Consider the following 11197-nt stretch of genomic DNA (forward strand, 5'->3'; position numbering starts at 1 on the left):
AAAAATTGTTCTTGTTGGGTCTTGGGTAATCGGTGAGTCACAACCTGTTCTGAATGGACCACAGCCCTTGTGGCGAGGGGATTTATCCCCGCTGGGGCGCGAAGCGGCCCTGAATCAGTCAACCCCGATCAACCTGACACACCGAGGTGTCTGGTTTGAGGTCTGCTTCGCAGCCCAGCGGGGATAAATCCCCTCGCCACAGGGGTTGTGGTCATCACAGGGTTCATCGCTGGTTTTAGATACCCCATCGCGGAATGTGATGCCCACCCATGGAAATGCAAACGTTCTTGATCTCGGCAAACACCTCGAAGCTGTACTGTCCACCTTCGCGCCCCGTTCCGGAACCCTTTACGCCGCCGAAAGGCTGGCGCAGGTCGCGTACGTTCTGGCTGTTGATGAACACCATGCCGGCCTCGATGCCATAGGCCAGGCGATGGGCCTTGCCGATGTCCTGGGTCCAGATGTACGACGCCAGGCCATATTCGGTGTCGTTGGCCAGTTGCAAGGCTTCGGCTTCATCCTTGAACGGGATCAGGCAGACCACCGGGCCGAAGATTTCCTCCTGGGCGATGCGCATCTTGTTGTTCACGTCGGCGAACACCGTCGGCTGGATGAATTGGCCGCGACTCAGGTGTGCCGGCAGGTTGACCGGGCGTTCCAGGCCACCGGCCAGCAGGGTGGCGCCTTCTTCGAGGCCGATCCTGATGTAGCCGGTGACTTTGTCGTAGTGGGCCTGGGTGATCATCGAGCCGACCTGGGTCTTCGGATCCTGCGGATCGCCCACGATCAGGCGCTTGGCGCGGGCAGCGAATTCGGCGACGAACTGCGGGTAGACGCTTTCCTGGATGAAGATCCGGCTACCGGCGGTGCAGCGCTCGCCGTTGAGCGAGAAGATCGTGAACAGCGCCGCGTCGAGTGCCCGTTCCAGGTCCGCGTCTTCGAAAATCAGTACCGGCGACTTGCCGCCGAGCTCCATGGAATACTTCTTCAACCCGGCGGTCTGCATGATTTTCTTGCCGGTGGCGGTGCCGCCGGTAAAGGAAATCGCCCGCACATCCGGGTGCCGGACCAACGCATCGCCCGCCGTCGCGCCGTAGCCCTGGATCACGTTCAACACGCCGTTGGGGATTCCCGCTTCCACGGCCAGACGCCCCAGTTCGTTGGCGGTGAGGGGCGACAGCTCCGACATCTTCAGCACGGCGGTGTTGCCCAGGGCCAGACACGGCGCGGTCTTCCAGGTCGCGGTCATGAACGGCACGTTCCACGGCGACACCAACCCGCAGACGCCCACCGGCTGGTACAGGGTGTAGTTGAGCATCTGGTCGTCGACCGGGTAGGTGTGACCGTCCATGCGGGTGCAGACTTCGGCAAAGAAGTCGAAGTTGTGAGAGGCCCGGGGAATCAGCACATTGCGGGTCTGGTGGATCGGCAGGCCGGTGTCGAGGGTTTCCAGCTCGGCCAGTTTCGGCACGTCGCGATCGATCAGCTCACCCAGCTTGCGCATCAGCCGGGCACGTTCCTTGGCAGGGGTGTTGGCCCACTTCGGAAAGGCCTCCTTGGCCGCGGCCACGGCCTGGGCCACTTCCTCGGCACCGCCGCTGGCGACTTCGCCAATGGCTTCGCCGGTGGCCGGGTTGTAGTTGATGAAGACGTCTTTGCTTTCGACCTCACGGCCGTTGATCCAGTGTTTGATCATGTTGCTCAAGCCTCTTTACGGGATGCGAAGAACGCGGCTTCGCTGACAATTCGATTGACCAGGCGGCCGACGCCTTCCACTTCCACCACCACTTCATCACCGGGCACCACGTCCGCCAGGCCTTCCGGCGTGCCGGTGGCGATCATGTCGCCGGGTTGCAGGGTCATGAAGCTGGACAGGTACTCGATCAGGTAGGGGATGTCGAAAATCATGTCCTTCGTGCTGCCTTCCTGGCGCAGTTCACCGTTGATCCAGGTACGCAGCTTCAGGTTGGCCGGGTCCGGCACGTCGGCGACATCGACGATCCACGGCCCGACGGGGGTCGTGGCATCGCGGTTCTTCACCCGCAGGTTGGGGCGGTAGTAGTTTTCCAGGTAGTCGCGGATCGCGTAGTCGTTGCACACCGTGTAGCCGGCCAGATAGTCCAGTGCGTCTTGGCGCTTGACGTTGCGGGCGGCCTTGCCGATGACGGCCACGAGCTCGCACTCGTAGTGCATGTACGCGACGTTGTCCGGGCGCCAGGTCTGCTGGTTGTGACCGGTGTAGGTGCCGGGGGACTTGATGAACGCCAGGGGCTCGGTGGGCGGTTTGAAGGCCAGCTCGGCGGCGTGGTCGGCATAGTTCAGGCCCAGGGCGAACATGCTGCCAGTGGCCGGTGGCAGCCACTCGACCTGGTCTTCGGCCAGCAGGCGACCGTCGGCCAGGCGCACGGTGTTGCCGGCCTCCACGGTGACGGCATGGACCTGACCCTCGAAACGAATGCGCGCGTGTTTCATGAACGTACTCCTGGTTGCTCGGCCACGACGGTATTGACGAGACGGCCCAGGCCGCGGATGTCCACTTCGACGCGATCGCCGGGCACCACGTCGACCCGGCCTTCAGGCGTGCCGGTGATCAACACGTCACCGGCGTGCAAGGTCATGAACTCGCTGATCTCGGCGATCAGTTGGGGGATGTTGCGAACGAAATTGGCCGTGCTGTTCTGCTGCCGCACCTCGCCGTTGACGTAGAGCGTGATCGCCAGACTGTGGGGATCGGCCACGTTGGCGCTCGGCACCAGTTCCGGGCCGATGGCGCAGAAGCCGTCCCGACACTTGGCTTTGACGGCAGGGCGGTAGTAGCTGTCTTCCGGCAGGCTGAATTCATTGACGACGGTGTAACCGGCCACGTAGTCCAGGGCCTCGGCGGCGCTGACGCGGCTGGCCGACCTGCCCATCACCACGCCCAGGGCGGGTCCCGGTTGCAATCGTTCGCCATGGCCGGGATGGACCACGGCGGCGTCGTGCCGGTTGCGGGTGTTGGGGGTCTTGATGAACAGCACCGGCTTGACCGGCGGCTTCTGGTAGGGCGGTTGCTCGAACTCGGCGAGGCGCTGCTTCAGCAGCCCCTGATAGTTCAGCGCGACCCCGAACAGGGTGCCGGTTGCGACGTCATGCAGGGCACGGCTCATGCTTGTCTCCTGGCGGTGCAGAGGGAGGAGGGCTCTGCGATATTGTTAATGTGTTAACAGTTATAATTAAGATGTTAACTATCGTCAAGCGTGACAGAATGACCGGCACTGGTTGCCTTCCCGGATTCGGTGCAGGATGAGCCTCGGGCGTTGCCTGAATCAGAATAGAAACGAGTACTGCGTGATGACCGATCGTCAGCCGATCCCGAACATCAACATTGGCCAGGTGTACGACCAGCGCTACAGCGATGCCGAGGTGCACTACGACCGGCTCGCCAACCTGGCGGGCTTTTTTGGTCGGAACATGCCGGTGCACCGCCATGACCGGTTCTTTCAGGTGCACTACGTCAAGAGCGGTACCGTGCGGGTGTATCTGGACGACCAGCAGTACGTTGAATCCGGGCCGATGTTCTTTCTCACGCCACCGACCATTCCCCATTCCTTCGTGACCGAAGCCGACAGCGACGGACACGTGCTGACGGTGCGCCAGCAGTTGGTCTGGCAGTTGATCGACGCCGACCCCGGGCTCGCACCGGCTGGCGTGCAGTTACCGGCAGCCTGTGTGGCGCTGACGCAATTGGGGCCGGAGCAGGCCGGGGAAGTACGCCGGTTGGAATACTTGTTCGAGGAACTGAGCGCGGAGGTGGCGGCGGCTCGGCCGGGGCGCAGCGTGGCGCTGGACGGTTTGACGCGGCTGATCATGATCAGCCTGTTGCGGCTGTGCTCCAACTCCCTGGAAGCGCGGCCGGCGCGGCATGAGGACTTGAAGATTTTTCACCGCTTCAACGAGTTGATCGAAGCGCACTATCTGCAACACTGGCCGTTGTCGCGCTATGCCGAGGGCATCGGGGTGACCGAGGCGCGTCTCAACGACGTGTGCCGGCGCATTGCCGACCTGCCTTCCAAGCGACTGATCATGGAGCGGTTGATGCAGGAGGCCAAGCGCCTGCTGCTGTTCACCGGCAGCTCGGCCAACGAAATCTGCTACCAGCTCGGGTTCAAGGACCCGGCCTATTTCAGCCGTTTTTTCCAGCGCTATGCCCAACTCACCCCTGGGGAGTATCGCCAGCGGCAGTCGGGATTGCGCTGAACCTCCTTTCGATTGAACACTTGCTTTTGTGGCGAGGGGATTCAGCGAACCGTCGCACCGCCCCGCTGGGCTGCGGAGCAGACCTAAAACCAAACACTCCGGTGTATCTGTTTGACCGAGTGAGTTGATTTGGGGCCGCTTCGCAGCCCAGCGGGGATGAATCCCCTCGCCACAAACCCGTGGCAAATTTGAGCAAGCGGCTTGCTCTTGCAGCTAATTATTTGCGCCACTAAGCTGCCCACTCGTCCATCCAAGCAGTCCGAACATGGCCAACCCCAGACCTTCATTGACGCTGACCCTGCTGCAGGCCCGCGAAGCGGCCATGGCGTTTTTCCGCCCGGCGTTGAACCAGCACGACCTCACCGAGCAGCAATGGCGGGTGATCCGCATCCTGCATCAGCAAGGTGAATTGGAAAGCCACCAACTCGCCCATCAGGCCTGCATCCTCAAACCCAGCATGACCGGCGTGCTCAGCCGCCTGGAGCGCGATGGACTGGTGCGCCGGCAGAAATCCAGCCAGGACCAGCGTCGGGTGTTCGTTGGCCTGACCGAACGCGGCCAGCAGTGCTTCGTGTCCATGAGCGAGGGGATGGAAGGCAACTATCGACGGATCGAAGAGCAGTTCGGCGAGGAAAAGATGCAGCAACTGCTGGCGTTGCTCAACGAGTTGAAGAACATCAAGCCTTGATGCCACGCGACATCACCCTCTGAACGGCATCCCGGACCCCTGGCTCGCGGAGCACGTGCGCGAGGACTTGTCTTAAACCTGTGAACCTTCCGCCAGTACGACGCTCACTTGTTAGGTCGCTCGTTGAGTGATCGCGCCGTCTTACTGCCGATAAGGATTTCGCATGCTTCAAACCTCGTCATCGCTGCCCCTTCATGGCCCCGTCGAACGGGAGCTCAGCGTGCGCGCGGTCAGTACCGGCATCGTGATCGGTATCCTGCTGACGCCTTCCAATGTATACGCCGGGTTGAAGATCGGCTGGTCGTTCAACATGTCGATCATTGCCTTGTTGATCGGCTATGCCATCTGGCAAGGCCTCGCCAGGCGTTCAGCCGGACGACAACCTTGGACGCTGCACGAAAGCAACATCAACCAGACGGTGGCCTCCGCGGCGGCCTCGATCATTTCCGGTGGACTGGTGGCACCGATCCCGGCCTACACCTTGTTGACTGGCCAACAATTAGATGCCATTCCCATGGTCGCCTGGGTATTTTCGGTGAGCTTCCTGGGCATCTGGATCGCCTGGTATATGCGACCGTCGCTGCTCAACGACAAGGCGTTGAAGTTTCCCGAAGGCATGGCAACGCTGGAAACCCTGTTGCACATTTACAACCAAGGCCATGAAGCGGCGACGCGCTTGAGGGTGCTGCTCTGCGCCGCGTTGTTGTCCGGGCTGGCCAAGTGGGTGGACACCTTCATGTGGGCTTTCCCGCGTTGGTCGCCAACCGCTCAACTGGAGCGGCTGACATTCACCGCCGATCCTTCGCTGCTGTTGGTGGGTTTTGGCGGGATCATTGGTATTCGCGTTGGCTTGACCCTGCTATTCGGCGCCTTGCTGGCGTGGGGCGGGCTGGCGCCGTGGCTGCTGGAGCGCGGCCTGGTGCAGCTACCGCATGGCAGCAGTGGCCCGCAGTTCGCTGCGCTGGTGGAGTGGTTGCTATGGCCGGGCGTGAGCCTGATGGTCTGTTCGACGTTGGCTTCCCTGGCGATTCGCCTATGGACTTTGCGCAACACCATCCGGGCTGGCGGTGGGCCAATCTGGGTGGTGCCCAAGGCTGGGCCTGCCGTCGGTTTCGTGGTGGCCATCGTACTGGTGGTGAGCTTGCAGGCGCTGTTGTTCGGCATCAATCCATGGATGGCGCTGTTGACCATTCCCCTGGCGATCTGCCTGGCGGCGGTGGCCGCCCGAGTGGTCGGCGCCACGGGTATTCCGCCCATCGGCGCTATCGGACAGTTGTCCCAGTTGAGCTTCGGCATCGTTGCGCCGGGGCAGGTGCCGATCAACCTGATGAGTGCCAACACCGCCGGTGGTTCGGCGGGGCAGTGCACGGATTTGATGAACGATTTCAAGGTCGGCCGGGCCATTGGTGCGACACCGCGCAAGCAGTTGGTCGCCCAGACCCTGGGTATTTTCGTCGGCAGCATCGTCGGCGTACTGGCCTATCTGGCTCTGATCCCGGACCCTCAAGCCATGCTGCTCTCCGAAGAGTGGCCGGCTCCGGCGGTGGCCACCTGGAAAGCCGTGGCGCAAACCCTGACCCAGGGGCTGGCGTCGTTATCGGTGAGCATCCGCTGGGCGATCGCCATCGGTGGGCTGGTCGGCTTACTGCTGGGAGTACTCGACAGCCTGTTGCCCGAGCACCGCGCCCGGTTCCTGCCGAGTACCGCGGCCTTGGGCCTGGCTTTCGTACTGCCGGCCTCGGTGTCGCTGATGATGGCCCTCGGCGCGGTGCTGACCTGGGCGATGAGCTGTCGCTGGCCGAGCCTCACGGAGCGCTTCGCAATCACCGCGGCGGCGGGGTTGATTGCCGGGGAGAGCATGACCGGGGTGGGCGCGTCGTTGTGGCAGATGCTCGGGAATGGGTGATTCACCGAGCATTGCATACGCGGAGAATCAGCGTACCCGCTCGCGACTTTCCACCGCCAGATCCAGTGCCTTCTGCATGTCCAATCGCGCCGAGCGTCCCACGTCCTTGTCATTGAGCCGGTAGCGGCGCTCCGACGGCAGGATGGGCGCGGTGAGGTCTTCCGCGTCCATCCGTTCGAAATCGTGGTTGTCGCCGATGGTCAGGGCGCTGCGACGCAGCAGCGTGCGCAATTGCTCGGGCTGAAGTTGCGGGTTGATGGACAGCATTGCCGCCAGCAGGCCTGCGACCATGGGCGTGGCGTAGGACGTGCCGCAATGCACCGCCCCATCCTGGCCTGTGCCGGGTGTCGAGGCATGGGCGCAAGCGGCGGCGGTGATGTCGACGCGCATGTCGATGTTCGAGGAACTGCGCTTGACCGCGTAGGCCGGATCGTCGACCGAGACTCCGGCACGCTCGCTGCGCTGGTGACCGCCGACCACCAGCAATTGCTCGGTGATGAAGGAGGAGGGCAGGCGGTATTCATCGCTGCCCGAGAACGAGGAACCGTTGCCGGCGGAGTTCACCACGATCACGTCGGGGTGCTCCTTGCGCAGCCAGAGGAAGAATTCTTCCAACAGTTCCTCGTAGCCGCTCATGGCAATGCCCGAGCGCAGCAGGGAGTCCACATTGTCCCCCTTGATGTCCTTGGCACCCACCCGGTGGATGCCCCAGCTCCAGTTGAGCACGCGTACGCCATCTTCAACGAGGTTGACCGAGGCGGCGATATTGGCGGTAATCCCGGCGTCGGAATTACGTTCGACGATGACCTCGAAGCCACCACTGGCCTTATTCAGGCCGCTTAGAAAACCGGTGTTGCCGCCGTCGTTCCAGCGCGCGGCGAGAAGGCCTGCGACGGTGGTGCCGTGGCCGTCCGGGGCAGCGGCATCGCGGGCGTAGACACAGGTACGCGGTACCGAGCAGGCACCGAGATAGTCGGCAAAATCCGCAGTGTCGAAATCCACGTCGCGCTCGATCAGGCCGATGCGCACGGGCTGCGGCTGGATGGGTGCCTGCTGTCCGGGGATGCGCCGCTGGTAGTAGTGCACCGCGTCGAGAAAGCGGTTCGCGGCCCATTCGTCGGAGTCCTGCGCCGGTTTCTTCGGTTCTTCAGGCCGAGCCGTGGACTGTTCGGTTTCTTCCGCCGCGGACTCCTCGATCACCACTGCGTCCACACTGGTTTCACTGCCCAGGCGCAGCACCAGTGCGTCACGCTGTACCAGATCCCTGGCCGGCAGACGAAGCTGATAAAGGTTCAAGGGCGCAATGCTGCCGACCACCGTCGCCCCATACTTGCGGGCAAGGCGCTCGGCTTCCTGGCGGCCGGCACGATCCTCCTCGATCAGCAGGCTGACCAGATTGACGTAAGTGGTCAGCCCGTCCATGTTCTTCGCCACCTCGTCCGGGCCGGCGGCCATTACGTGGCTGTTGCGCAGGGTCAGCCAGGCGGCGTTGCTGGTGCGTGGACCATCCTCCAGCCAGAGAGGGCCACTTTGGTAGTCGGCGCTGTCCAGCTGCAAGCGCAGGTGCTGTCCCTTGCGCTGGACCGCGTCCGGGGGGATCGCTCGGTTACCCAGCTTCAATTGCGGTACGCCATCGTCCAACCCGCGCACCGTCAGGCACCAGTCCTGGCGCTGGTTTTCCAAAAGGTCACCGCAACGTTTCAGGTTTTCCAGGCGTAGCGATTCCTGGGCATCGGCTGCTGTGCCAGTCGCCAGGGTGAATAGCGCAGCGAGGACGGCTGATCGTAAGGGCATGGGACGATTTCTTTGCCAAGGGCCTGATTGCTCCGACTGTCTTTGCCATCGTTACGTTCCAAGGAAGACCTGCCGTGGCCGGACCGAAACTCCTCGGCGTGTTCAGGTGTCCATTGATCACCCCACAGCCCGCGGGCAAGATCTCAAGACCTGGCATCCTGGTCGCGTGTCCCTGGGGTGCATTCATCGAGAGGTTGGGTTGGAGATGATGGACGCCGCTAGCAAAACCAAAGTCGCACAGATATTCGACCAGCTCCTGGCCCTGCGAGAAAGCGTGAATGAGCTTCAGGAAAACGAGCTGCGCAGGGTGGTAGCGCTTCGCGGACATCAGACCGTAGACGCCAACGAAGCGGTCCATCAGTCTTTTGTAGACCTTCAGAATCACATTGCCGGAATGGAAGAAGTGCTGGCGACGATTGCCGAGGCCACGGGAATTATCCCAAAGCTCTGATGCTCCCCGGAACAACCTGCGGGAGCGAGCCTGCTCGCGATAGCGGTGGCGCTGCTTGCATCCCTGTCGAATATGCCGTCATATCGCGAACGCACAAGCACGTTTCTGTCACTTGAAAGGAGATACTCAAAATGGAATTACGCTGTACATCAATCGAAGAAGTCCGCCAGCAGATAGACCGGATCGACCGCGAGGTCGTTGCGCTCCTGGCCCGGCGCGGCAACTTTGTCACGCAGGCGGCCGCCTTCAAGAAAACCACCGACGATGTGCGCGCACCGGCGCGGGTCGAGCAGGTCATCACCAAGGTGCGTGGGATTGCTCATGAAGCCGGTGCCTCACCTGATGTCGTGGAGCGGGTTTACCGGGCCATGATCGCCGCGTTCATTGACGAAGAGTTGAAAACCCACTCCGCCCTGACAGCCCAGTCCTGACGCCTTCCGCCTTCATCATGACCTGATTCTGCGAGGCTGGAATCCCGGCTTCGCGACACCAAGGCACGCGTGCCTCACCCCTGGGGCACGCAACTATCGTTAGAAGTAATAGTGACCATCACTAAACGCATGTTCTGCTTTGCCGCCAGTCATTGGACAATTGCACCCATCGAACAGGTGGCTTCAGACATGACGCAACAGCGTTCCGTCGTCACACGAGCCTGACCCTTTTTATTTTCGGGATGAAACTGATGCGCTTTTTATTCGTGCCTGTCATGGCGTTTGCCTCTTTGCTGCTCGCCGGTTGTGCCTCTGTGCCAAACGATCCGACGCTGACCCTGCAGACCCAAAAGACCCCGGCCGAGTATGCCGAGTGCGTCATACCGAAATTGCAGGACAGTCAGTTGAACCCGATGGTCTCACAGACCCAGCGCAGCTACCGGATCGTCGTGCCGAGCAAAGTCTCCGCGGACAACGTGCTGGAGGCCTACAAGGCCGGGAACGGCGGCAAGGTGTTCATCTACGAGCGGCACCTGCTGGCCTCGAACCTGCTGCCGTCGAGTTTCGAGCGCGCCGCAGAAGACTGCATCTGATTCAACGGATAGACGCTTTTCACAGAGCTCCTTTGGTTGGCCGCAACCAACCAATTCCTTGCCCCGCGACCCATTTGGTTTGCGGGGCTTTTTTATGTCTGCGATAAGTGCGGGACTGTCAGATCTGCTCCAACAACCAGCCGCGAAACGCCCGCAAAGACGGCAGCATTTCGTTGCGCGGCGGGTAGGTGAGGTAGTAACTGCGCCGGCTGGCGAACGGCAGGTCGAGGCCGATCAGTTCGCCATTGGCCAGCTCGTCGGCCACCAGAATGCGGGGCACCAGGCCGATGCCGATATCCGCACGCACCGCCTGGATCAAGTGCGAAGTGAGTTCGAAGCTAGGGCCCAGGCGCATCTTGGCATGGGGCAGGGTGTAGTGACTGAACCAGTCGCCCCAGACGTTGGGATTGTTCGCCACATTGAGCAGCATCTGTTCGCTGATCCGTTCCGGCGTCCACGTCTCATGGGCCTTGGCCGCTTGAGCCGAGATGATCACGATCAGTTCTTCGGCGTGCAGGCGATGGCTGATCAGGCCCGGCAGGTCGGCTGTGCCGACGACAATGGCGGCATCGATGCCGCTGGTGTCGAAGTCGATGGCGTCGATCCGGGAGCTGATGTGCACCAGGATGCCGGGGTGGGTCTTGTAGAACTCGTGCAGGCGCGGCAGCAGCCACTTCGAACCGAAGGTCGGCAACGTCGCCAGGCGCAGGGTGCCACTGCCGGATTGATACGCCATGGCCTGCAGCGTCGCGCTGCGGATGCGTCCGAGCGCTTCGCTCATCTCCCGTTGGTAGAGGCGACCGACATCGGTCAGCCGGACCTGCCGGCCTTCGCGACGAAACAGCGTCAGCCCCAGTTGCTCTTCCAACGCCTGGACTTGTCGGCTGACGGCACTTTGCGTCAGTGAGAGTTCGACCGCGGCCCGGGTGTAGCTTTCATGCCGAGCGGCGGCTTCAAATGCCAGCAGCAGTGACATGGATGGCGTGAGGTGACGGTAATTCATTCGCAAAAGTCATCGATAGCGGCAGGATTATCTGGTTGTCTGCGCGGGGAACCTGAAGGAACATTGGCGCAGGTCGTTCCGAGCCTGACCTATTC

11 protein-coding genes are annotated in these 11197 nt (G+C 62.0%); 6 read left to right on the top strand and 5 right to left on the bottom strand.

Features of this window, described 5'->3' with window-relative positions:
- Positions 1–235: 235 nt before the first annotated feature.
- Genes hpaE through FGE05_RS05945 form a run of 3 tightly spaced genes read right to left on the bottom strand, consistent with a single transcriptional unit; the run spans position 236 to position 3146 of the window.
- Positions 236–1696 (bottom strand): 5-carboxymethyl-2-hydroxymuconate semialdehyde dehydrogenase, encoded by a 1461-nt coding sequence (gene hpaE, locus FGE05_RS05935; RefSeq protein WP_139642385.1) that lies wholly within the window; start codon positions 1694–1696, stop codon positions 236–238.
- 5 nt (positions 1697–1701) lie between these two features.
- On the bottom strand, positions 1702–2472 hold the full coding sequence (locus FGE05_RS05940; protein WP_139642387.1) for a fumarylacetoacetate hydrolase family protein: 771 nt from the start codon (positions 2470–2472) through the stop codon (positions 1702–1704).
- Positions 2469–3146, bottom strand: coding sequence for a fumarylacetoacetate hydrolase family protein (locus FGE05_RS05945; RefSeq protein WP_139642389.1), 678 nt, complete (start codon positions 3144–3146; stop codon positions 2469–2471). The genes FGE05_RS05940 and FGE05_RS05945 overlap by 4 nt, the downstream gene beginning before the upstream one ends.
- Before the next feature lie 184 nt (positions 3147–3330).
- On the opposite strand from FGE05_RS05945, the gene hpaA reads away from it, so the two are divergent.
- From hpaA to FGE05_RS05965, 3 genes are all read left to right on the top strand, one after another.
- The gene (gene hpaA, locus FGE05_RS05950) at positions 3331–4236 is read left to right on the top strand and encodes a 4-hydroxyphenylacetate catabolism regulatory protein HpaA (RefSeq protein WP_139642391.1); all 906 of its coding nucleotides are present in this window, start codon (positions 3331–3333) and stop codon (positions 4234–4236) included.
- 265 nt (positions 4237–4501) lie between these two features.
- Entirely contained in the window at positions 4502–4924 is a 423-nt protein-coding gene (gene hpaR / locus FGE05_RS05960; RefSeq protein WP_060742174.1) for a homoprotocatechuate degradation operon regulator HpaR, read from the top strand.
- Positions 4925–5087: 163 nt separating this feature from the next.
- Positions 5088–6830, top strand: a complete 1743-nt coding sequence (locus FGE05_RS05965) for an OPT family oligopeptide transporter (protein WP_139642394.1) — start codon at positions 5088–5090, stop codon at positions 6828–6830.
- Between the two features lie 27 nt (positions 6831–6857).
- Here the strand turns inward: FGE05_RS05965 and FGE05_RS05970 are convergent, their stop codons facing one another.
- Positions 6858–8624 carry a S8/S53 family peptidase gene (locus FGE05_RS05970; protein ID WP_139642396.1) on the bottom strand — a complete coding sequence of 589 codons (1767 nt, stop codon included), beginning with the start codon at positions 8622–8624 and terminating at the stop codon, positions 6858–6860.
- Positions 8625–8829: 205 nt separating this feature from the next.
- On the opposite strand from FGE05_RS05970, the gene FGE05_RS05975 reads away from it, so the two are divergent.
- From FGE05_RS05975 to FGE05_RS05985, 3 genes are all read left to right on the top strand, one after another.
- A complete protein-coding gene (locus FGE05_RS05975; protein ID WP_306669518.1) occupies positions 8830–9075 on the top strand; it encodes a hypothetical protein in 246 nt (81 codons plus the stop codon).
- A gap of 131 nt (positions 9076–9206) precedes the next feature.
- A complete protein-coding gene (locus FGE05_RS05980; RefSeq protein WP_139642398.1) occupies positions 9207–9506 on the top strand; it encodes a chorismate mutase in 300 nt (99 codons plus the stop codon).
- A gap of 251 nt (positions 9507–9757) precedes the next feature.
- Complete coding sequence (locus FGE05_RS05985; RefSeq protein WP_139642400.1) at positions 9758–10099, top strand: hypothetical protein; 342 nt, start codon at positions 9758–9760, stop codon at positions 10097–10099.
- 118 nt (positions 10100–10217) lie between these two features.
- Here FGE05_RS05985 and FGE05_RS05990 read toward each other — a convergent pair whose 3' ends face one another.
- Positions 10218–11102 (bottom strand): LysR substrate-binding domain-containing protein, encoded by an 885-nt coding sequence (locus FGE05_RS05990; protein ID WP_139642402.1) that lies wholly within the window; start codon positions 11100–11102, stop codon positions 10218–10220.
- Positions 11103–11197: the final 95 nt, after the last annotated feature.

Origin of the sequence: Pseudomonas sp. ICMP22404, from assembly GCF_006227205.1 — a bacterium.
Lineage (GTDB): Bacteria > Pseudomonadota > Gammaproteobacteria > Pseudomonadales > Pseudomonadaceae > Aquipseudomonas.